This window comes from Pseudomonas sp. P105 (assembly GCF_032614175.1).
In the GTDB taxonomy this organism is placed as follows: domain Bacteria; phylum Pseudomonadota; class Gammaproteobacteria; order Pseudomonadales; family Pseudomonadaceae; genus Aquipseudomonas; species Aquipseudomonas rhizophila.
Genome location: NZ_CP126693.1, coordinates 2399505 through 2420259, shown reverse-complemented (window position 1 = coordinate 2420259; position 20755 = coordinate 2399505). Strand labels below are relative to the sequence as shown.

The window sequence follows — 20755 nt, the reverse complement described above, 5'->3', positions numbered from 1 at the left end:
CATGAACGATCACAACAACAATATCCAGCTGGACACCGCCATGACCACTACCACCATGACCATGATCCAGGCCCTGCGCTCGGCCATGGACGTGATGCTCGAGCGCGACGACAACGTCGTGGTGTTCGGCCAGGACGTGGGCTACTTCGGCGGCGTCTTCCGCTGCACCGAAGGCCTGCAGAACAAGTACGGCACCTCGCGGGTGTTCGACGCGCCGATTTCCGAGAGCGGTATCGTCGGCGTGGCCGTGGGTATGGGCGCCTACGGGTTGCGGCCGGTGGCCGAGATCCAGTTCGCCGACTATGTCTACCCGGCCTCGGACCAGATCATTTCCGAAGCGGCGCGCCTGCGCTATCGCTCGGCCGGCGAGTTCACCGCGCCGATGACCCTGCGCATGCCCTGCGGCGGCGGCATCTATGGCGGCCAGACTCACAGCCAGAGCATCGAAGCGATGTTCACCCAGGTTTGCGGCTTGCGCACCGTCATGCCGTCGAACCCTTACGACGCCAAGGGCCTGCTGATCGCCTCCATCGAAAACGATGACCCGGTGATCTTCCTCGAACCCAAGCGCCTGTATAACGGCCCGTTCGACGGCCACCACGACCGCCCGGTAACCCCATGGTCGAAACACCCGTCGGCGCAGGTGCCGGACGGCTACTACACAGTGCCGCTGGATGTCGCCGCCATCACCCGCCCGGGCAAGGACGTGACCATCCTCACCTACGGCACCACGGTGTATGTGTCCCAGGCCGCCGCCGAAGAAACCGGCATCGACGCCGAAGTCATCGACCTGCGCAGCCTCTGGCCGCTGGACCTTGAGACCATCGTCAAATCCGTGAAGAAAACCGGCCGCTGTGTGGTCGTCCACGAAGCCACCCGCACCTGCGGTTTCGGCGCCGAGCTGGTGTCGTTGGTGCAAGAACACTGCTTCCACCACCTGGAAGCGCCCATCGAGCGTGTCACCGGTTGGGACACCCCCTACCCGCACGCGCAGGAGTGGGCGTATTTCCCAGGGCCGTCCCGTGTGGGCGCGGCGTTGAAACGGGTCATGGAGGTCTGAATGGGCACGCACGTTATCAAGATGCCGGACATTGGCGAAGGCATCGCCGAAGTTGAACTGTCGGTGTGGCACGTCAAGGTTGGCGACATGGTGGTCGAAGACCAGGTGCTCGCCGATGTCATGACCGACAAGGCGATGGTGGACATTCCCTCGCCAGTACACGGTCGGGTGATCGCCCTGGGTGGCGAGCCCGGCGAAGTCATGGCGGTGGGCAGCGAACTGATCCGCATTGAAGTCGAAGGTGCCGGCAACCTCAAGGAGTCGGCGCAACCCGCCGTCGCCGCGCCAGCGCCGAAACCCGCGCTGGTGGCAACGCCTGAGCCGACGATAGAACAACCCGCTGCTGCGCCACGCCCCGCGCCGCAAGCGCCGGTGGCCCGCGATCCGGACGAGCGGCCGCTGGCCTCCCCGGCCGTGCGCAAACATGCGCTGGACCTGGGCATTCAATTGCGCCTGGTCCAGGGCAGTGGCCCGGCCGGGCGTATCCTGCATGAAGACCTCGAAGCCTATCTGGCGCAGGGTTCATCGACCCCGGCCAAAGGCGGCTCGGGTTATGCCGAACGCCACGACGAACAGCAGATCCCCGTGATCGGCATGCGCCGCAAGATCGCCCAGCGCATGCAGGAAGCGACCCAGCGCGCCGCGCATTTCAGCTACGTCGAGGAAATCGACGTCACCGCCCTGGAAGAGCTGCGGGTGCATTTGAATGAAAAGCACGGTGCCCATCGCGGCAAGCTGACCTTGCTGCCATTCCTGGTCCGCGCCTTGGTCGTAGCCTTGCGGGACTTCCCGCAAATGAACGCCCGTTATGACGACGAGGCCCAGGTCATCCACCGTTCGGGCGCTGTGCATGTCGGCGTCGCCACCCAGAGCGATGTGGGCCTGATGGTGCCGGTGGTGCGTCACGCCGAAGCCCGTAGCTTGTGGGACAGCGCGGCAGAAATCTCGCGTCTGGCAACCGCGGCCCGCAATGGCAAGGCCAGCCGCGATGAGCTGTCCGGCTCGACCATCACCCTGACCAGCCTCGGTGCGTTGGGCGGCATCGTCAGCACCCCAGTGCTGAACCTGCCGGAAGTGGCGATCGTCGGCGTGAACAAGATTGTCGAACGGCCCATGGTGATCAAAGGCCAGATCGTGATCCGCAAGATGATGAACCTCTCCAGTTCCTTCGATCACCGAGTGGTCGACGGCATGGACGCGGCGCAATTCATCCAGGCCCTGCGCGGCCTGCTCGAACAGCCCGCCACGCTGTTTGTGGACTAATCATCAATGGAGCAGGCCATGCAAACTTTGAACACCACGCTGCTGATCATCGGCGGCGGCCCCGGTGGCTATGTGGCGGCGATTCGCGCCGGTCAGTTGGGCATCCCGACCATTCTGGTGGAGGGCCAGGCGTTGGGCGGAACTTGCCTGAACATCGGCTGCATCCCGTCCAAGGCGTTGATTCACGTCGCCGAGCAGTTCCATCAGACACGGCACCACAGCCAGGACTCGGTCCTGGGTATCACGGTGTCAGCGCCAAGCCTGGACATCGGCAAGAGCGTGGAATGGAAGGACGGCATCGTCGATCGGCTGACCACCGGCGTCGCGACCCTGCTGAAAAAGCACAAGGTCCAGGTCATTCACGGCTGGGCCAATGTAGTCGATGGCAAAACCGTTGACGTCGGCGACACCCGCATCCAGTGCGAACACCTGCTGCTGGCCACCGGTTCGAAAAGCGTCGACCTGCCGATGCTGCCGATTGGCGGGCCGATCATTTCCTCCACCGAAGCCCTCGCCCCGACCTCGGTGCCCAAGCATTTGGTGGTGGTGGGCGGTGGTTACATCGGCCTGGAACTGGGCATCGCCTACCGCAAGCTCGGCGCCGAAGTCAGCGTGGTCGAGGCCCAGGAACGGATCCTGCCAGCCTACGACGGCGAACTGACCCAACCGGTGCACGAGGCACTCAAGCAGTTGGGCGTGAAGCTGTACCTCAAGCACAGCGTCGAAGGTTTCGATGCCCAGGCCAGCACGTTGCAAGTGCGCGATCCCGCTGGCGAGACGCTGGACCTGGAGACCGACCGGGTGCTGGTGGCCGTTGGTCGCAAACCTAACACCCAGGGCTGGAACCTCGAAGCGTTGGACTTGGCGATGAACGGTTCGGCGGTGAAAATCGACAATCGTTGCCAGACCAGCATGCGCAATGTCTGGGCCATCGGTGATTTGAGCGGCGAACCGATGCTCGCCCACCGGGCCATGGCTCAGGGCGAAATGGTCGCCGAACTGATCGCGGGTCAGCATCGCGAGTTCAACCCGACGGCCATCGCAGCGGTGTGCTTCACCGATCCGGAACTGGTGGTGGTCGGCCAGACGCCGGACGAGGCCAAGGCCGCCGGGCTCGACTGCATCGTTTCCAGCTTCCCGTTCGCCGCCAATGGCCGGGCCATGACCCTGGAATCGAAAAGTGGCTTCGTGCGGGTCGTGGCACGGCGGGACAATCACCTGATCGTCGGTTGGCAAGCGGTTGGCGTTGGCGTCTCGGAGCTGTCCACCGCGTTCGGCCAGTCCCTGGAAATGGGCGCTCGCCTGGAAGACATCGCCGGCACCATCCACGCCCACCCGACGCTGGGCGAGGCGGTGCAGGAAGCGGCGTTGCGAGCGTTGGGGCATGCGTTGCATCTGTGATTCAGGGGAGTTGGTGGTGTGAGTGAGGGCCCCTTCGCGAGCAAGCTCGCTCCCACAGGGAATTGCGTTCGCATGAACGACCGAGATCACCTGTGGGAGCGAGCTTGCTCGCGATTTTCAAGAACACCATCATTTATCTGCCTGCCCCTTATCGTGCGGGCTGCGAAACACCCCTGGAATGAAGTATTGTTGTCCCCATCCAAAAAACGTCAGAAGCCTTGAACCGTTTCGACGGTTGTTAAGAAATAGAGGGTGTCATGGGTAACGAGAGCATCAATTGGGACAAACTGGGCTTTGACTACATCAAGACCGACAAGCGCTACCTGTCGCACTGGCGCGATGGCGCCTGGGACGCCGGCACCCTGACCGACGACAACGTGCTGCACATCAGCGAGGGCTCCACCGCCCTGCACTACGGTCAGCAGTGTTTCGAAGGCCTGAAGGCCTATCGCTGCAAGGACGGTTCGATCAACCTGTTCCGCCCTGACCAGAACGCCGCCCGCATGCAGCGCAGCTGCGCGCGCCTGCTGATGCCGCAAGTCGAGACCGAGCAGTTCGTCGAAGCCTGCAAGCAAGTGGTCCGCGCCAACGAGCGCTTCATCCCGCCTTATGGCACTGGCGGCGCGCTGTACCTGCGCCCGTTCGTAATCGGCGTGGGTGACAACATCGGCGTGCGCACCGCCCCCGAGTTCATCTTCTCGATCTTCTGCATCCCGGTCGGCGCCTACTTCAAGGGCGGCCTGACCCCGCACAACTTCCTGATCTCCAGCTACGACCGTGCCGCCCCACAAGGCACTGGCGCGGCCAAGGTCGGTGGCAACTACGCCGCCAGCCTGATGCCCGGCTCCCAGGCCAAGAAGGCCAGTTTCGCCGACTGCATCTACCTGGACCCGATGACCCACTCGAAAATCGAGGAAGTCGGCTCGGCCAACTTCTTCGGCATCACCCATGACAACAAATTCGTCACCCCCAAATCCCCTTCGGTCCTGCCGGGCATCACCCGCCTGTCGCTGATCGAACTGGCCAAATCGCGCCTGGGCCTGGAAGTGATCGAAGGCGACGTGTTCATCGACAAACTGTCGGACTTCAAGGAAGCCGGCGCCTGCGGTACCGCTGCGGTCATCACTCCGATTGGCGGCATCAGCTACAAGGACAAGCTGCACGTGTTCCACAGCGAAACCGAAGTCGGCCCGATCACCCAGAAGCTCTACAAAGAGCTGACCGGCGTGCAGACCGGCGACGTGGAAGCGCCGGCTGGCTGGATCGTCAAGGTCTAAGCAGCGCTCATGTGGCGAGGGAGCTTGCTCCCTCGCCACATGAGTTTGTCTCCCTTACTCCCGCCGCAAAACCAGCCATCGCCCCCAACGCTGGCGAAACCATCCGTAACCGCTGACCAGCAGAATCCCACTCAATACCAAAGCCGCACCGACGATGAAGTTCGGCTCCAGCGGTTCATCCAATAACCAGACACCAAAACCGATGCCAAACAGCGGCGTCATGAACGACAGCACCCCCAACTGCGAAGCCAGGTAGCGGCGCAGCAGGGAAAACCAGATCAGAAAACTGGCGAAAGACACCAGCAACACTTGAAAGGCCAGGCTGGCCAGCAGTTGCGGTGTGGGGTTGATCGACGTTTGCCCCAGCACCACCGACATCCCTACCAGCAGCACCCCGGCGCCGACCAATTGGTACAGCAACGTCTGGCTGGCGGGCAGGTTCGTCAAGCGTGAACAACGCACTGTCACCGTCGTAGCCCCCCAGAGCGCACCGGCCAGCAGCCCCATGCCATCACCCAGTAACGAACTGCCGTTCGCCGCCCCCGTCCCTCCGCTGAACGCCACAACAATACCGCCGAATGCCACGGCGATACCCAGCCATTGCAGAGGTTTTAGACGTTCGCTCGGCAGTTTCCAGTGCAGGCCCAGAGCGGCGAACATCGGCGCGGTGTAGAGGAAAATCACCATGTGCGAAGCCGTCGTATGGCGCAGGCCTTCGCCCACCATCACGAACTCCAAGGCAAACAACAGCCCCACCAACAGACCGGGACGCCAACTGCCATCGGCCAGGGACAGGCGTTCACCGCGCGCCAGCACCAACAGCCAGACCAGTACCGCAGCGATGGCCGAGCGCACGCCCAGTTGCAGCATCGGCGCCATGTCGGCGGCGCTGGCCTTGATCGCGACTTGCTGGAAACCCCAGATGGCACAGAGGCCCGTCATCAGGGCACTGACCTGGCCATCCAGGGCGCGGCGGGTGGTCATGGGAAAGGTCCTTGGGCAGAAATGGATGAAAGGATTGTCTGCCTGACACCTTTGCTGGATATAGTGATTACCCGACAAGCCATCCCGGTAATCCGCCATTACGGTCGATATGCAGCCTCCAGCTCAACATCTGAAGATTCCTCCGTTCGACGCGGCCCTGCCCTCGCCGATTTTCTTTCGCAGCGCCTGCATGCCGGCCCACGCCACTTATCCTCGGCACCGGCATGCCTGGGGAGAGTTCGTCTACTCCTACAGTGGGGTGATGGAAATCGAGATCGCCCAGCACCATTACCTGGCACCACCGCAGTACGGCATCTGGTTACCGCCGGACATGGAACACGTTGGGTTCAATCGGCATGAAGCCTGTCATTGTTCGTTGTACCTGGCGGCCGAACTGTGCGCTGCGCTGCCGGCCGTACCTTGCGCGCTGACCTTGAGCCCGCTGATCCGCGCGTTGCTGGAAGAGCTGCGCAGCGACCCGCCGAGCCAACCTCAGACGCCCGAGCAGCAGCGCTTGTTGCAGGTGCTGGTGGACAAGCTGATCCAGGCGCCTCATGCCGGCAGTTACTTGCCCTCCTCGGATGATCCACTGCTGGGCCCCGTGTTGCGGACCCTTGAGGCGAATCCCAGCGACCCACGCTCCTTGCCGCAACTGGCCCGCGCCGCCAACACCACCGAACGCACACTGATGCGCCGGGCCCAGCGGGACCTGGGCATGTCACTGGTGGAATGGCGCCAGCGCCTGAAGGTCATCGAAGCCCTGGCCCTGCTCGAACGTGGCCAGAGCGTGGAAACCATCGGCCTGGACCTGGGCTACAGCAGCGCCTCGGCGTTCATCAGCATGTTTCGCAAAATGATGGGCACCACGCCGGATGAGTATCGGCGCAGGCACATGGCTGGATAATGAGGGTGGTTCGGGAATGGCTATCGCGAGCAGGCTCGCTCCCACAGGGTCTGTCGTTGGCCATCGATCATGTGTTCAGCGCAATTCCACTGTGGGAGCGAGCCTGCTCGCGATGGCGGTGGATCAGCTTGCATGGATGTTGGATGTGAAGGCCCCTTCGCGGGCAAGCCCGCTCCCACAGGGTCTGTCGGTGGCCATCAATCATGTGTTCAGCGCAATTCCACTGTGGGAGCGAGCTTGCTCGCGAAGGCGGTGGATCAGCTTGCATGGATGTTGGATGTGAAGGCCCCTTCGCGGGCAAGCCCGCTCCCACAGGATCTGTCGGTGGCCATCAATCATGTGTTCAGCGCAATTCCACTGTGGGAGCGAGCTTGCTCGCGAAGGCGGTGGATCAGCTTGCATGGATGCTGGATGTGAAGGCCCCTTCGCGGGCAAGCCCGCTCCCACAGGGTCTGTCGGTGGCCATCGATCATGTGTTCAGCGCAGCTCCACTGTGGGAGCGAGCTTGCTCGCGAAGGCGGTGGATCAGATTGCATGGATGTGGGATATGAAGGCCCCTTCGCGGGCAAGCCCGCTCCCACAGGGTCTGTCGTTGGCCATCAATCATGCGTTCAGCGCAATTCCACTGTGGGAGCGAGCTTGCTCGCGATGGCGGTGGATCAGCTTGCATGGATGCTGGATGTGAAGGCCCCTTCGCGGGCAAGCCCGCTCCCACAGGGTTTGTCGGTGGACATAAATCATGTGTTCAGCGCAGGTCCACTGTGGGAGCGAGCCTGCTCGCGATGGCGCCAGCAGGTCCGACATCCATCTCGACATCGACACCCAATCGCGCCGCCATTTCCTTGCGCCCACTGGCCGTCAACCCCAGCGCCCGGCTATCCAGGTCCTGAATCACCCATTTGCGCTTGATCGCCACTTGCAGCAACGCCGCGCCCAAGGCGCCCCCCAAGTGCGGACGGCGCATGCTCCAGTCCAGGCATGGACAGGCAAATCGGCGTCGCTGACCGGCAAGCGCCTGGACATCAATGCCCAGCGCTTGGAACAGCGCTTCGCCGGAGTCACTCAGGCGATACCCTTTGCCTTCCACATCCACCAGCCATCCAGCTTCAAGCATCCGATCATGCATGCGCACCGCCAGCGTGCCGGCCATGTGGTCGTAGCAGGTGCGGGCGAATTGCAGGCGATCCGGGGTGCGCGGGGTGAAGGTCGGGGCGGGGTTCTGGCCGATCACCATCAAAGCTTCAAGCGCCTGGGCAACGCGTCTATCCGCCAGGCTGTAATAGCGATGTCGGCCCTGGACGTACAGACGCACCAAGGCCAGTTCCTTGAGCTTCGCCAAATGGCTGCTGGCGGTAGACGCACTGACATCGGCGATGCTCGCCAACTCCGTGCTGGTTCGGGCATGGCCGTCCATCAACGCGCACAGCATTCGGGTGCGGGCCGGTTCGGCAATGGCCGCGGCGACCTGGGACACCCCAAGGTCATGTTGCTCTGCATTCATATTTCGCCCCCCCGACGAATCGAGCCATGGCAGGACTTCAGATAGTAGCAACACTTTCAATCGTCGCGGGTCAGCACTTCCAGCAGCTCGATTTCGAAAATCAGATTGGCGCCCGGCTTGATGTGAGCGCCCATGGACCGTTCGCCATAGGCCAGATTCGCCGGCACCCACAGCTTGCGCTTGCCGCCGACCTTCATGCCCATCAGGCCGACGTCCCAGCCCTTGATAACCCGACCGGTGCCGATCACGCACTGAAAAGGTTTGCCTCGACTGTAGGACGAATCGAATTCGGTGCCGTCTTCCAGCGTGCCACGGTATTGGGTGGTGATCAGCGCGCCTTTGACTACGCTTTTGCCGTCGCCCTGCTCCAGGTCGATGATTTGCAGTTCTTCGTTCATGGGCTACTCCCGTGTGGTTCAGGCGCGGGTTTTCGCAGAAATCCGCGTGTCTGGCAAACTTTTGTGTGTTGGGTGCACAAGGGAACCGCAGCGGCCGCTTCGGTTCACATGGGTATCGACCCTGTATTTCAGATAAGGATGTTCTGATGATCGACTTTCGCCCGCTCCACGGCTTCATTCCTCCCTATATCCTCAACCGAATCATCGCCCACGGTTCCGAACATCAACGCTCCAGCGCCCTCGGCACCCTGACCCACGTACGCAATCTGCGGCACAACCCCGGTCCGCCGCACACCCCGCCCGCCGCCGCAGCGCTGCCCAGGCCCGGCAAGCCCGGCCAACCCCAGCGCAGCGTGCATGACGCACAAAACACCATGGAACTGCCCGGCCAGCCGGTACGCCTCGAAGGCCAGGCAGCCACGGGCGACCCGGCCGTGGACGAGGCCTACGATGCCCTGGGCGCCACCTACGATTTTTTCTGGAAAGTGCTGGGGCGCGACTCCATCGACAACAAAGGCTTCGCCCTGGTGGGTAGCGTGCATTACGGCCAGGACTACGAAAACGCCTTCTGGAACGGCGCGCAGATGGTGTTCGGCGACGGCGATGGCGAAATTTTCCAGCGTTTCACCCGCTCCCTCGACGTGGTGGCCCACGAGTTGGCCCATGGCGTGACCGAAAGCGAAGCCGGATTGATCTACGCCAACCAGTCTGGGGCGTTGAACGAGTCCATGTCCGATGTATTCGGGGTGCTGGTCAAGCAGTTCGTCCTCGAACAGACCGCCGACCAGGCCGACTGGCTGATCGGCGCCGACCTGCTCACTGACAAGATCAACGGTGACGGGCTGCGCAGCATGTCCAACCCCGGCACGGCCTACGACGACCCGCTGCTGGGCAAGGACCCGCAACCGGCGCACATGCGTGAATTCGTCATCACCCGCGAGGACAACGGCGGCGTGCACATCAATTCCGGCATTCCCAACCGCGCCTTCTATCTGGCGGCCACCACGCTGGGCGGATTTGCCTGGGAAAAGGCCGGCCGGATCTGGTATGAAACCTTGTGCGACAGAAGACTGGCCAACGACGCCTCCTTCAGCGACTTCGCCCGCTTGACCGTCGAGCACGCCCGCCAGCGCTTTGGCATCCGGGAAGTGCAAGCGGTGCAGAACGGCTGGGCTCAGGTTGGCGTCGATTTAACCGAGGAGCACTGATGAAACCCCTTCCAAACCTCGACGATCACGCCGTGGTGCGGCTGTCCCGCCAGGGCGGCGTGGCGGCGATGCCCGGTTTGACTCGCCCTCGGGAAATCGATTTCGCCCAGTGCGATCTCGACCAGCGCACGCGTATCTGTTCGGTACTGGAAGGGTGCCTGCCGCTGGACTCGGCGGCACCGGGGCGTGGCGACCAGCGTTTTTTCCGGATCGAGGTGCGCTATCGCGCCAACGACCAGGACGACGAAATGGTGCTGCAGGTGCCTGAAGACCAGGCACCCGGCGAGCTGGTTCGCCTGTGGGACAAAGGCGAAGTGAGCTCAAAGGACTAGCGTGTGACGGGGGTGATTTTCAGGATCCGGCCGGAGGCAATCACCACCATCACGTATTTGTCATGGATCTGCACCCATTGCGCGCCTTCTTCGGGTGCTTCGAGCCCCTTCTCCTTCCAGTTTTTAATGGCCTTGTCCGAGCGCTGATATTCAGACGGCGTCCGGTCGGCCTCCACCAACCGGCGACCATTGTTGGGTGAATGTTCCACCGCATCTCCAGTGGCCTCGACCGCTTGCGCCACAGGGCCAAGGGCTCCGAGACCGGCGATCAGGACCAGGCTGGCGATCAGGGTAGGCTTGCGCATAAAAACTCCAGTGATTTCGAGAATACCGAAATCTCCGACTTCAACGGCGGCGAATCATTCCTTTTACTGTAGCGACGAATCCGTCGCCGACTGTACGGGGCGGTGATGCCGACAACCGGCGTAGGCTGGCAAAAAAGCCATTTATAAAAACCGGGGCTCGCCATGCACATCGCCATTCTGACCTTCGACGGCTTCAACGAACTGGACTCACTGATTGCCTACGGCATGCTCAGCCGTATTTCCCTGATCGGCGATAAGGAGTGGCGCGTGAGCATCGCTTCACCTACCCCGCGCGTCACGTCCATGAATGGTTTGACCATCGACGCCCAGATCGACCTGGAGCAGGCCTGCAAGGCCGACGCCGTGTTGTTTGGCAGCGGCATGAGGACCCGGGAAGTGGCCGACGACCCGGCCATCATGAGCCGGCTGCGCCTGGACCCGACGCGCCAGTTGCTCGGTTCCCAATGCTCCGGCACATTCCTGCTGGCACGCCTGGGGCTGCTCGGCCAGGCACCGGCCTGCACCGACACCACCAGTAAACCATGGGTCGTGGCGGCGGGTGTCAACGTGGTCAACCAGGCGTTCCACGCCAATGGCAACATCGCCACCGCCGGAGGCTGTTTCTCCGCCCAGTACCTGTCGGCCTGGGTGCTGGCCCGGCTCAAGGGCCTGGAGACCGCGCGGAAAGTGCTGCATTACTTTGCCCCGGTGGGCGAGAAAGAGGCCTATGTGGAACGAGGGTTGGGGCATATCCGCCAGTATGTGAGTGAAGTGGCGCAAGTCTGAGGCCGCGGGAAGAACAACGATGTCCCTGTGGCGATGGCTACACATTGGCAGCCACATCCCCTATAAAGTCCAACACACCTCACCGCACGGACCCCGCCATGAGCACCGCCACCACCTCATCCCCTGCCCTCAAGGAAATCTTCAACGCCACACGCCTTGAGCACATCGCCAGTGAAATGAGCGCGGTGTATCCGACTTTCGATAGCCGGGCGTTCCTGGACATGGCCAATGACGGGCTGAGCGAGTTGTCGGTGATGCAACGCATGGCGCGAGTCAGTGAGTGCCTGCATGCGGTACTGCCCCTGGAGTACGAGGCGTCGCTGGATGTGCTGCGGGACCTGGCGCCCCGACTCAACAGCATGTTTGTCAGCATGTTCCTGCCCCACTACGTGGCGTCCTACGGCCGGCACAGCTTCGACCTGTCCCTGGATGCGCTCAAGTATTTCACCCGGTTCGGCTCCTCGGAGTTCGCCGTGCGGCATTTCCTGCGCGATGACCTGGCGCGCACCCTCAAAGCCATGCACGACTGGGCGCACGACCCCAACGAACACGTCCGTCGCCTGGCCAGTGAAGGCAGTCGACCGCGCTTGCCCTGGTCGTTCCACCTGGAGCCGATCCAGGCCAACCCCGACCTCGCCGCTGCGATCCTTGAGGCCCTCAAGGCCGACAGCAGCCTGTATGTGCGCAAGTCCGTGGCCAATCATCTCAACGACATCACCAAGCAGCACCCTGACTGGGTGCTGGACCGGATCGAAGGCTGGTCCCTGCAAGATCGCCATACCGCATGGATCGCCCGCCATGCTTTGCGCAGCCTGATCAAACAAGGCAATTCCCGGGCACTGGCGGTTATCGGGGTCGGCGGCAAGGCGCACATCCAGGTGCTGGACTTACAGGTCACGCCGGCGGTGATTCGTCTCGGCGAACCGATTACCTTGTCGTTCAAGGTGCAATCAACCCTCGAGCAGAACCAGCGCCTGGTGATCGACTATGCCATCGACTACGTGAAAGCCTCGGGCGGCACCTCGGCCAAAGTCTTCAAGCTCAAGACCTTCGACCTGCCTGCCCTTGAGTGCGTCAGCCTCAGCCGCTCCCAGCATATTCGCGAACTGACCACCCGCCGACACTACGCGGGCCGGCATGCGGTGCATCTGCTGGTCAATGGCGAACGGCTGGGGAGCACGGCGTTCGACATCGTTCCCTGAGCGGCCGCTCAGGCCAGCGCCAACCGTTGTGCCTTGCGAATGTCCTGCAGGAAGCGCTCGGCCGGCAGCGGGTGGCCCAGCAGGTAACCCTGCAGCGAATCGCACCCCAATTGAGTCAGGAAATCCTGCTGCACGTCGGTCTCCACCCCTTCGGCAACAATCCGCAGCCCCAGGGCCTGGCCGAGGGCGACGATGGCCGAGACAATCGCCGCGTCATCACTGTCGTGCTCCAGGTCGCGGACGAAACCGCGATCGATCTTCAGCTCGTTGGCCGGCAAACGCTTGAGGTACATCAGGCTCGAATAACCGGTGCCAAAGTCGTCGATGGACAAATCCACGCCCATGTCCGAGAGCTGCTGCAGCACGGTCATGCTTGCATCGGCATCGCTCATCGCCGTGGTTTCGGTGATTTCCAGGGTCAGGCTGTTGGCCGGCAGATGATGAGTTTCCAGCGCCGTGGCGACGCTCTGCACCAGGCCCACGTGACAGAACTGCAAGGCCGACAGGTTCACCGCGATGCGCCAGTCGGTGTAGCCGAGCACGTACCATTCGCGCATCTGGCGACAGGCCTCGTTCAACACCCATTCACCGATGGGAATGATCAGCCCGGTCTTTTCCGCAAGGTCGATGAAGGTATCGGGCATCAGCAGGCCCTGGGTTGGATGCGTCCAGCGCAACAAGGCTTCGGCCCCCACCGGACGGCCGTTGGCAGCGTCGAACTTGGGCTGGTAATGGAGGCTGAACTGGCGTTGATCGACGGCGATGCGCAGGTCTTGCAGCAGTTGCAGTTGCTTGCGGGCGTTGCTGTTCATCGAGGCATCGAAAAAGCTGTAGCCATTCTTGCCGGCGCCCTTGGCGTGGTACATCGCCGCGTCGGCATTCATCAGCAGCTCTTCGGCGCTCTGGCCGTTGCCTGGATAAAGCGCGATGCCGACACTGGCGGATATCTGCAGGTCATGATCGGCCACCCGGAATGTGCGACCGATCAGCCCGACCTGACGGGCCGCCAGGCGCAACGCATCGTCAGGCTCGGCCAGTTGCACCAGCAGCACGAACTCATCACCGCCGATCCGCGCCAGGGTGTCCTGGCTGCGCAAGTCTTCCCGCAGGCGCAGGGCCACGTCGCGCAGCAACAGGTCGCCCATGTGATGGCCGAAAGCATCGTTGACCGGTTTGAAGCCATCCAGGTCGATGAACATCAAGGCGAAACAGCCGCCCTGCTCATGCACCCGATGCATGGCCTGACCGATACGATCGGCCAGCAGCACGCGGTTGGGCAATTCGGTGAGGGGGTCGTGCAGGGCCAGTTGCGTCAGCTCACGGTTGGCCAGAGTCAGCGATTGGGCCAGCTCTGCGGTCCGGGCCTCCAGGCGCGCATCGAGAATCGACGTGAGCAAGGCGATGGCCAGTACCGCCAACGTGGTGATCAGCACCAGATTGTCCAGACCCTTGCCACTCAAGCCGTCCAGAGCACCGCAAAAGCTGCCGTCGCTGAAGCGCGCTGCGGCCATGCCGGTGTAATGCATGCCGACAATGGCCAGGCCCATCACGACAGCAGCGCCGGCGCGGGCCAGACGTACATGGGGGATGTTCTGGCGCAAGCGAAAGGCGATCCACAACGCAGCCGCCGAAGCGCCGACCGCAATCACCAGCGAAGCCCCGAACAACGAGGGGTCATAATCAATACCCGGCTGCATCCGCAGCGCCGCCATGCCGGTGTAATGCATGGCGCTGATGCCGGCGCCCATGATCAACGCGCCGAAAGCCAGTTGCCACGCCGGCAATTGCGGTTGACTGACCAACCACAGGGCAAAACCGCAGGACAGGATGGCGATCAGCAGCGACAAGGCGGTGATCGATACATCGTAGCCAAGCTCCACCGGCAAGGTGAACGCCAGCATGCCGATAAAATGCATGGACCAGACCCCGACGCCCATTGCCAGGGAACCGCCGGCCATCCACCAATGCGCCGCGCGCCCCTGGGTGGTCGCGATGCGGCCGGTCATGTCCAGCGCAGTGTAGGAAGCCAGTACCGCAACAAACAGGGAAATTGAAACAAGGGCCGGGGAGTAACTGCCGATGAGCATGGTTTTTTCTCGTGACTGGAAAGCCGAACTGCTTCCATGCCCGGTTGAAAGGCGGCGATTGTACTCAATTGCGGTACGGGCGTACCGACCAAATATCAAAAAGCCATCAACCCTGGAATATTTGCGACGAAGGACATCTTGTCTCCGGATGACTGAAGGCACCTGCGTCACAGGCCGTTCGGCTAAGCTGTGGTGGGCCATATTTCAGGAGACCCATCCATGATCGCCCCAACCACCGCGTTAGTGGTAATAGACGTTCAGAACGACTTCATCCCCGGAGGCCAATTAGCCGTACCGGGGGGTGACGAAATCGTGCCATTGATCAACCGCCTGGGTCGTTCATTCAGGCAGGTCATCCTCGCCCAGGACTGGCATCCGGCCGGGCACGCTTCGTTTGCCTCCAGCCATCCGGACAAGCAACCGTTCGACCTCATTCAACTGCCCTATGGCGAACAGAAACTGTGGCCCGACCACTGCATACAGGGCACCCAAGGCGCCGCGCTGCACCCGGCCCTGGACCTGCCCCACGCGCAACTGATCATTCGCAAGGGCTGCAACCCGGACATCGACAGCTATTCGGCCTTCATGGAAGCCGACCGCCAGACACCCACCGGCCTGACGGGCTACCTCAAGGAGCGCGGCATCGACACGGTGTACATGGTGGGGCTGGCGCTGGATTTCTGCGTGATGTTCTCGGCGCTGGATGCCCGGGCGGCGGGGTTCAACGCGCTTGTGGTGCTCGACGCCTGTCGGGGCATTGATATCGACGGTTCGATGGAGGCGGCAATCCGGCGGATGCAGCAAGCGGGTGTGGCGCTGATTGAATCGAGCGCAATAAACGCCTGACCCCTCCCCCAGCCTCACCGCGTTGGCAACCACAAGCGCAATCGCGCCCCACCCAGCGGCGAAGCTTGCGCCGTCAGCGTACCGCCCTGGGCTTGCAGGGCGCGACGGCTGATGGCCAGGCCCAGGCCAAAACCACCCGTGGCGCGGTCGCGGCTGCGGTCCAAGCGATAGAACGGTTCGAACACACGCTCGCGCTCGCTGTCAGGAATACCGATACCGTCGTCGTCGACCCAGATCTCGCAGCCCTGGACGCCGACCAGCACGCCGACCTGGATCCGCTTTTCGCAATAACGCATGGCGTTGCGTAACAGATTCTGCAACGCCCGGGCCGTCAGGCGCGGGTCCAGCACGAAACGCTCCAGCGTGCCGTGCAGCAGCACATCGATCACCACATCCGGCGCCGCCAGGTCCTCGTCGACACTGCCCAGGATACTGTCGATGAACTCGTCCAGCGCCACCTCCACGCGTTCGGGCAGAAGCTCGGGGTTCTGCAGACGGCTGTAAGACAGCAGCTCCAGCACCAGCTCATCCAGCTCGCGGATGTGTGCCACCAACCCTTGCAGCCGTTCGCGACTGGCCGGCGGCAGGTCATCGGACAGCGCCAGGGCCAGGCCGAAATCGAGGCGGGTCAATGGCGTGCGCAATTCATGGGACACTGCATTGAGCAGATCGCGCTGCTGGTTGAGCAAGCGCTCGATGTCGCCGGCCATTGTGTCGAACACGTGGGCCAGGCTGCCGATGTTCGAGCTGGAGCCAATCTGCGTACGTTCGCTCAAATGGCCTTTGCCGAAGCGTTCAGCCGTGCGTTTGAGCCGTTCCAGATCGCGCCAATGCGGCCGCAACCAAAGCAGCAGGCAAGCCAGCATCGTCGCACCGATCAACACGTTGATGCTCCAGTACAGCCAACTGACCTCGGTCGGGTCCGGGGGCACAATCATCTTGACCGCCGTGCGCTCATCCAGCGGCGCGGCCGCCAAGGTTCGCCAGGCCCATTCGCCCAGGCGCACCACGTTCTCGCCGCGCTTTAGACGCGCCTGCTCGTCGGCGCTGAAACCCTCATCCTCGATGGCCGCCAGTTCGATGCGCAGCGGCTCGAATTCCTTGTCCATCTGTGCCGCCAGTGCCGGCCACTGCTCGCTGGGCACGTTATGGAACTGCCGGACCATCAAGGTTTGCAGGCCACGGGAATAATCGAGGTTGTAGTTCAGGAAGCGCTCATGAAACAGCCGCACCACCAGCTCCGGCATCAGATAGATCGCGGCGCTGTAGGACACGATGGTGACCAGGTAAAGGCGAATCAGCAGCTTCCACATCGACTCAGCATTCCCACTCGGAACGGCTGAACAGATAACCCTTGCCCCACACGGTCTTGATCTTGCGGGCTTCGCCGGCGTTGTCGTCGAACTTGCGCCGCAGCTTGGAGATCGCCACGTCCACCGAGCGGTCGGTGCCGTTGAACTCGATGCCGCGCAGACGCTGCAGGATCTGGTCGCGGCTCAGCACCTCGCCGCAATGCCGGGCCAGTACCACCAGCAGGTTGTATTCGCCGCTGGACAGCTCCACCGTTTGCCCGCGCCAGGTCACAGCGCGTTCGGACAGGTCGATGCACAGGTTGCCCATGAGAATGCGATCGTTGACCGTCTGCGGCTCGGTAAGGCTGCTGCGGCGCAACAAGGTCCGAACGCGTGCCAGCAGGACCCGAGGTTCACAGGGTTTGCTGACGTAGTCATCGGCGCCCATTTCCAGGCCCAACACCTGATCATGGCTGTCGTCCCGGGCGGTGAGCATCAGAATCGGCAAGGTCGCCGAATCGGCCCGCAACAAGCGGCAGACCTGCAAGCCGTCCAGCCCCGGCAGCATCAGATCGAGGATCACCAGGTCCGGCGGATCGACCCGCGCCCGTTCCCGCACATGATCGCCACGGCTGAGCACACTGACCCTGTAGCCGTTGCGTTCCAGGTAACTGGCGATCAGTTCGCAGAGGGCGGTGTCGTCTTCCACCAGGAGGATGTTGGGCATGGGTGTTTCCAGAAAAGTGCTGTGGCGCCTGGTTGGGCCTCATCGCGAGCAAGCTCGCTCCCACAAGGGTCTTCGGTACAACACAAAACCACTGTGGGAGCGAGCTTGCTCGCGATGGCGATGTCACAGGCGCAGAGAATCTCAAGCTGCCAAGGATATACGCCCTCACCCACCTACGAGCAAACCCCTTACACAATTTCACACAGCCGCTACAAAGCTTTACCGGTGCAGCCCGTCATCCCTGCACTTTCATAAGCCAGCGTCGCTGTAAACTGTCAAACCTGACAGTTTACAGCGGGCCAGTATCGCGCTCAGATGGCAGGACCCATAGTCAGATAATGCTCTGCACTGTCGGTACAGCCTTGCGATATTCCAATGGAGACCATGACCATGAGCACAGCACAAAAACTGTCAGTCAATACGGTTCGACAATCCCTCTTCAGCAATGAATTCGCAGCATCCATTGATCAACGTCCCCCGGTACCGTTCAGAGCGTCCTTTTCCCGCGTGAGCTACCCCCTGTTTGGTGACTGCCTGACCATAACGGCGACGCTTCGAGATGCAGTCGACAACCACATCAAGACCATCAGGATCATTTTCATCGAAGATCCTGTCGATAACACTCCACAACGTGCCAAGGACGTGAGGGTCTTCTACGGTGATACCGCGGAGAGCCCGCCGTCAGAGTATTCGACATCTGAACCTTTGACGTCCCTGAATTTTGATTCGCAAAACCTTTCCATCAGCGGCACCATAGATGCACGTGTAGACGACGGATTGGTAAATCCGAAAGCCCATGACCTGATGATGAATTTCAGGCTGGTTGCAGAGCCTGGGTCCCGACGCACTTGAGCCCGATAAGCGCCGCAATAAAAAAGCTCCGGACTTTCGATCCGGAGCTTTTTTATTGAACGACCAAGCGCGAATCGGCGCATTGTCAGAAGTTGAAACTAAGACCCGCGCTGACGTTGTAATCCTGCTTGACGGTCTTGCTTTGGCTTGAGCCGGCCTCGGCGAAAACCTGAAGTCCGTGGGGCAGTGCCCAATTGATTCCACCCGCCAGCTCCAGGCTGGTGGCGGAGCTATCGTTGTTGAACGAACTGTCGTTGACGCCCACCTGGTTGCGCTTGATAAGCTCCTGGCCAACGGCAACGCGCACCCGCGGCTGCAACTTGTGGCCGTTGCCCAGATCGATCTCGCTGCCCAGGTAAGCACCACCCTTGACGACCAGCGACCGGGTCAGCTCGCTATCGACTTCAAGGCCATTGTCCAGCTTGTAATGTTCACCGGATACCACCGCAGCGGCGACCTGAGCAAAAGGTCCCCAGAAGAACCCGCTGCCCAATTGGTCTTGCAGACCCACCTCCAGCGAACCGCTCAAACCGTAGGCGTCATAAGACCCCTTGGTTTTCACGCCATCACTCATGCGCACGTCCAGGCTGTTGTCGAATCGATTGATCTTGGTGACCGCGTCAACATAGAAGCCCGATTGAGGATCGAATTTCGTCAAATAGGCCCCGACGGAATAGCTGTCCACCGAACCCGAACTGCCATGCTTGAGATCCAGGTTCGAGCGGCTGTACCCCACCATGCCGCCGACCAGCCAATCGCTGTCGCCCAGCGCTGCATCGGCACCGATCACCAGCCCCTGCTGGGTCTGGCTGTAGCCACCGGCGTAGGCATTCTGCACGCTGTAGCGGTTATTGTAGGTACGGGTCCAGAGGCCGGGCTTGGCACCGGTCAACCGGCGATCCCCCATACGCGAATTCAGCAACGTGCTTTCCGCATAAATAATGGTGGGCGCGGTATTGGCGATCGCCAGCACCGAACGGGTACTGGTGCTCGGCCCGTCGTCAGGGCGCAGATACCAGCCATTGCCTTCCTGGACCAGTTGGTAAGTCAGGGCGCCGACATCGACAGCCCCATTGTTCAGCGCCAACTGTCCGTTACCTGCACCGAATTCAGCAATGTGTATCAAATCACCGGCCGCCCTGTTCCCAGTGGCACTGACTGACACGACATGCTCACCCGACGCGCTTTCGGCATTGAGAAAATCCGTTTCACCGGTGACAAAATCGGTGTACATGTTGAAAGAACCGTTACCTGAGAGCTCGCGGACATTCAGCGTGTAGAACGTTGGCCCCGGCGCAAAATCCACCCGGCCACCGTCCAGCGACAGATTGTTCACGTTATTGCTGCCGGTCAGGGTCCAGGTCGCTTGCCCTCTGATTGCAAGGTCGGCTGTACCCTCCACGCCGCCGGTAAATTGGGAGCTGTTATCGAGCACCACGTCAGTGGTGTGCCCGGCATCGCCTTTGATGGTGCCGATGAAGGCACTCTGATTATCGAGACTGACTCGCGCTACGTTTTGCAGATCACCGGTCAGCGAGGCCTGGTTGTTCAGTGAAGCGTTCACATTGCTGCCGGCCTCGACCACCACATTGCCCTGCAACAGGCTATTGTCGACGCTGAAGTCGACGTTCGTACCGTCCGTCACTTCCAGGATCGTGCCGTTGCCACCGATAAGCGTCGAACCGTTCGATACTTCAACCACGAACGCTCCCAACGGGATGGCACCCACATTCGCCAAAATCGCCGAGCCCGTCTTGCCTTCGACGCTGGAGTTGTTCAGCACCAGTTTGCTGATCTGTTCGTCGGTACCGTCCAACTCGAACGTCACGCCATTCAGCCCGCCGATGATTTTGGACTGGTTATTGAGCGCCACCTGCCCTCCTGCGATCCGTACACCGAAGCTGGAACTGTCGGTGCCTTCAATGGTGCTGTTATTCAAGTTCAGGGTGCTATAGGAGGTGGCCACCGCGCCCCCCAAAACGCCGCTCACGGTGCTGTTCAACAAAGCCACGTTGGAGCCTGTCGACGTGTCGATATCGCGTACCGCCGCAAGCCCGTAATCGAGCCCGGATATCGTGCTGCCGCTGACGTTGGCGTCACTGTTGGTCAGCGAAACCGTAATGGCCCCGCTTGCCCCCGTTACCGTGGCACCGGTCAGGTTCAAGGTCGCCCCATCCGTTGCACTGATCTGCTGGGTCGTACCGGTGTTGACGTTCAAGGTGCCGGCCTGGACGTCGATGTCCAACGTATCGGCGCCATTGACGTTGAGGGTGGCATCCGCTGCGATGCGCCAGCTCTCCACGGTCGGCGAGGGCGAGATCGTTTCCGTC

Annotated in this window: 19 protein-coding genes; 11 read left to right on the top strand and 8 right to left on the bottom strand. The window is 61.8% G+C overall.

What is annotated here, in order from left to right:
* Nucleotide 1 precedes the first annotated feature (1 nt).
* From QOM08_RS11015 to QOM08_RS11000, 4 genes are all read left to right on the top strand, one after another.
* The gene (locus tag QOM08_RS11015; RefSeq protein ID WP_047227605.1) at nt 2-1060 is read left to right on the top strand and encodes an alpha-ketoacid dehydrogenase subunit beta; all 1059 of its coding nucleotides are present in this window, start codon (nt 2-4) and stop codon (nt 1058-1060) included.
* Nucleotides 1061-2323, top strand: a complete 1263-nt coding sequence (locus QOM08_RS11010) for a dihydrolipoamide acetyltransferase family protein (protein WP_160891780.1) — start codon at nt 1061-1063, stop codon at nt 2321-2323.
* Nucleotides 2324-2341: 18 nt separating this feature from the next.
* Entirely contained in the window at nt 2342-3724 is a 1383-nt protein-coding gene (lpdA, locus tag QOM08_RS11005; RefSeq protein ID WP_139050560.1) for a dihydrolipoyl dehydrogenase, read from the top strand.
* A 257-nt stretch (nt 3725-3981) separates the two neighbouring features.
* Nucleotides 3982-5001, top strand: a complete 1020-nt coding sequence (locus QOM08_RS11000) for a branched-chain amino acid aminotransferase (RefSeq protein WP_047227608.1) — start codon at nt 3982-3984, stop codon at nt 4999-5001.
* A 54-nt stretch (nt 5002-5055) separates the two neighbouring features.
* Here QOM08_RS11000 and QOM08_RS10995 read toward each other — a convergent pair whose 3' ends face one another.
* Nucleotides 5056-5985 (bottom strand): DMT family transporter, encoded by a 930-nt coding sequence (locus tag QOM08_RS10995; RefSeq protein ID WP_076385300.1) that lies wholly within the window; start codon nt 5983-5985, stop codon nt 5056-5058.
* Between the two features lie 109 nt (nt 5986-6094).
* Here QOM08_RS10995 and QOM08_RS10990 point away from each other — a divergent pair, with 109 nt between their 5' ends.
* Nucleotides 6095-6889, top strand: a complete 795-nt coding sequence (locus QOM08_RS10990) for an AraC family transcriptional regulator (RefSeq protein WP_047227610.1) — start codon at nt 6095-6097, stop codon at nt 6887-6889.
* A gap of 745 nt (nt 6890-7634) precedes the next feature.
* Here the strand turns inward: QOM08_RS10990 and QOM08_RS10985 are convergent.
* Both QOM08_RS10985 and QOM08_RS10980 read right to left on the bottom strand, forming a co-directional pair.
* Nucleotides 7635-8390: a winged helix-turn-helix domain-containing protein gene (locus QOM08_RS10985; protein ID WP_316912949.1), complete on the bottom strand. Its 756-nt coding sequence runs from the start codon at nt 8388-8390 to the stop codon at nt 7635-7637.
* Nucleotides 8391-8446: 56 nt separating this feature from the next.
* A complete protein-coding gene (locus tag QOM08_RS10980) occupies nt 8447-8788 on the bottom strand; it encodes an FKBP-type peptidyl-prolyl cis-trans isomerase (RefSeq protein ID WP_047227612.1) in 342 nt (113 codons plus the stop codon).
* Between the two features lie 146 nt (nt 8789-8934).
* On the opposite strand from QOM08_RS10980, the gene QOM08_RS10975 reads away from it, so the two are divergent.
* Both QOM08_RS10975 and QOM08_RS10970 read left to right on the top strand, forming a co-directional pair.
* A complete protein-coding gene (locus QOM08_RS10975; protein WP_047227613.1) occupies nt 8935-9996 on the top strand; it encodes a M4 family metallopeptidase in 1062 nt (353 codons plus the stop codon).
* Nucleotides 9996-10328, top strand: coding sequence for a protealysin inhibitor emfourin (locus QOM08_RS10970; RefSeq protein WP_047227614.1), 333 nt, complete (start codon nt 9996-9998; stop codon nt 10326-10328). Before QOM08_RS10975 ends, QOM08_RS10970 begins: the two co-directional genes overlap by 1 nt.
* Here QOM08_RS10970 and QOM08_RS10965 read toward each other — a convergent pair.
* Nucleotides 10325-10633: an RcnB family protein gene (locus tag QOM08_RS10965; protein WP_316912948.1), complete on the bottom strand. Its 309-nt coding sequence runs from the start codon at nt 10631-10633 to the stop codon at nt 10325-10327. The genes QOM08_RS10970 and QOM08_RS10965 overlap by 4 nt on opposite strands.
* Nucleotides 10634-10795: 162 nt before the next feature.
* Between QOM08_RS10965 and QOM08_RS10960 the strand changes: the two genes are divergently transcribed.
* The gene (locus tag QOM08_RS10960; RefSeq protein ID WP_316912947.1) at nt 10796-11419 is read left to right on the top strand and encodes a DJ-1/PfpI family protein; all 624 of its coding nucleotides are present in this window, start codon (nt 10796-10798) and stop codon (nt 11417-11419) included.
* A gap of 98 nt (nt 11420-11517) precedes the next feature.
* On the top strand, nt 11518-12621 hold the full coding sequence (locus QOM08_RS10955) for a DNA alkylation repair protein (RefSeq protein WP_316912946.1): 1104 nt from the start codon (nt 11518-11520) through the stop codon (nt 12619-12621).
* 8 nt (nt 12622-12629) lie between these two features.
* On the opposite strand, the gene QOM08_RS10950 is transcribed toward QOM08_RS10955, so the two are convergent.
* Nucleotides 12630-14708: a putative bifunctional diguanylate cyclase/phosphodiesterase gene (locus tag QOM08_RS10950; RefSeq protein ID WP_316912945.1), complete on the bottom strand. Its 2079-nt coding sequence runs from the start codon at nt 14706-14708 to the stop codon at nt 12630-12632.
* A 219-nt stretch (nt 14709-14927) separates the two neighbouring features.
* Here QOM08_RS10950 and pncA point away from each other — a divergent pair, with 219 nt between their 5' ends.
* Complete coding sequence (pncA, locus tag QOM08_RS10945) at nt 14928-15554, top strand: bifunctional nicotinamidase/pyrazinamidase (protein ID WP_047227619.1); 627 nt, start codon at nt 14928-14930, stop codon at nt 15552-15554.
* Between the two features lie 14 nt (nt 15555-15568).
* Here pncA and QOM08_RS10940 read toward each other — a convergent pair whose 3' ends face one another.
* Nucleotides 15569-16867, bottom strand: a complete 1299-nt coding sequence (locus tag QOM08_RS10940; protein WP_316912944.1) for an ATP-binding protein — start codon at nt 16865-16867, stop codon at nt 15569-15571.
* A gap of 4 nt (nt 16868-16871) precedes the next feature.
* Nucleotides 16872-17573, bottom strand: coding sequence for a response regulator transcription factor (locus QOM08_RS10935; protein WP_316912943.1), 702 nt, complete (start codon nt 17571-17573; stop codon nt 16872-16874).
* 390 nt (nt 17574-17963) lie between these two features.
* Here QOM08_RS10935 and QOM08_RS10930 point away from each other — a divergent pair, with 390 nt between their 5' ends.
* Nucleotides 17964-18425 (top strand): hypothetical protein, encoded by a 462-nt coding sequence (locus QOM08_RS10930; protein WP_310662992.1) that lies wholly within the window; start codon nt 17964-17966, stop codon nt 18423-18425.
* A gap of 85 nt (nt 18426-18510) precedes the next feature.
* On the opposite strand, the gene QOM08_RS10925 is transcribed toward QOM08_RS10930, so the two are convergent.
* Complete coding sequence (locus QOM08_RS10925) at nt 18511-20727, bottom strand: autotransporter outer membrane beta-barrel domain-containing protein (RefSeq protein WP_310662991.1); 2217 nt, start codon at nt 20725-20727, stop codon at nt 18511-18513.
* Between the last annotated feature and the right edge of the window lie 28 nt (nt 20728-20755).

What these genes read in the sequence shown, in the direction of transcription:
- QOM08_RS11015 (WP_047227605.1), top strand. Translation starts at nt 2, where the DNA reads ATGAACGATCACAACAACAATATCCAGCTGGACACCGCCATGACCACT.
- QOM08_RS11010 (WP_160891780.1), top strand. Translation starts at nt 1,061, where the DNA reads ATGGGCACGCACGTTATCAAGATGCCGGACATTGGCGAAGGCATCGCC.
- lpdA (WP_139050560.1), top strand. Translation starts at nt 2,342, where the DNA reads ATGCAAACTTTGAACACCACGCTGCTGATCATCGGCGGCGGCCCCGGT.
- QOM08_RS11000 (WP_047227608.1), top strand. Translation starts at nt 3,982, where the DNA reads ATGGGTAACGAGAGCATCAATTGGGACAAACTGGGCTTTGACTACATC.
- QOM08_RS10995 (WP_076385300.1), bottom strand. Translation starts at nt 5,985, where the DNA reads ATGACCACCCGCCGCGCCCTGGATGGCCAGGTCAGTGCCCTGATGACG.
- QOM08_RS10990 (WP_047227610.1), top strand. Translation starts at nt 6,095, where the DNA reads ATGCAGCCTCCAGCTCAACATCTGAAGATTCCTCCGTTCGACGCGGCC.
- QOM08_RS10985 (WP_316912949.1), bottom strand. Translation starts at nt 8,390, where the DNA reads ATGAATGCAGAGCAACATGACCTTGGGGTGTCCCAGGTCGCCGCGGCC.
- QOM08_RS10980 (WP_047227612.1), bottom strand. Translation starts at nt 8,788, where the DNA reads ATGAACGAAGAACTGCAAATCATCGACCTGGAGCAGGGCGACGGCAAA.
- QOM08_RS10975 (WP_047227613.1), top strand. Translation starts at nt 8,935, where the DNA reads ATGATCGACTTTCGCCCGCTCCACGGCTTCATTCCTCCCTATATCCTC.
- QOM08_RS10970 (WP_047227614.1), top strand. Translation starts at nt 9,996, where the DNA reads ATGAAACCCCTTCCAAACCTCGACGATCACGCCGTGGTGCGGCTGTCC.
- QOM08_RS10965 (WP_316912948.1), bottom strand. Translation starts at nt 10,633, where the DNA reads ATGCGCAAGCCTACCCTGATCGCCAGCCTGGTCCTGATCGCCGGTCTC.
- QOM08_RS10960 (WP_316912947.1), top strand. Translation starts at nt 10,796, where the DNA reads ATGCACATCGCCATTCTGACCTTCGACGGCTTCAACGAACTGGACTCA.
- QOM08_RS10955 (WP_316912946.1), top strand. Translation starts at nt 11,518, where the DNA reads ATGAGCACCGCCACCACCTCATCCCCTGCCCTCAAGGAAATCTTCAAC.
- QOM08_RS10950 (WP_316912945.1), bottom strand. Translation starts at nt 14,708, where the DNA reads ATGCTCATCGGCAGTTACTCCCCGGCCCTTGTTTCAATTTCCCTGTTT.
- pncA (WP_047227619.1), top strand. Translation starts at nt 14,928, where the DNA reads ATGATCGCCCCAACCACCGCGTTAGTGGTAATAGACGTTCAGAACGAC.
- QOM08_RS10940 (WP_316912944.1), bottom strand. Translation starts at nt 16,867, where the DNA reads ATGTGGAAGCTGCTGATTCGCCTTTACCTGGTCACCATCGTGTCCTAC.
- QOM08_RS10935 (WP_316912943.1), bottom strand. Translation starts at nt 17,573, where the DNA reads ATGCCCAACATCCTCCTGGTGGAAGACGACACCGCCCTCTGCGAACTG.
- QOM08_RS10930 (WP_310662992.1), top strand. Translation starts at nt 17,964, where the DNA reads ATGAGCACAGCACAAAAACTGTCAGTCAATACGGTTCGACAATCCCTC.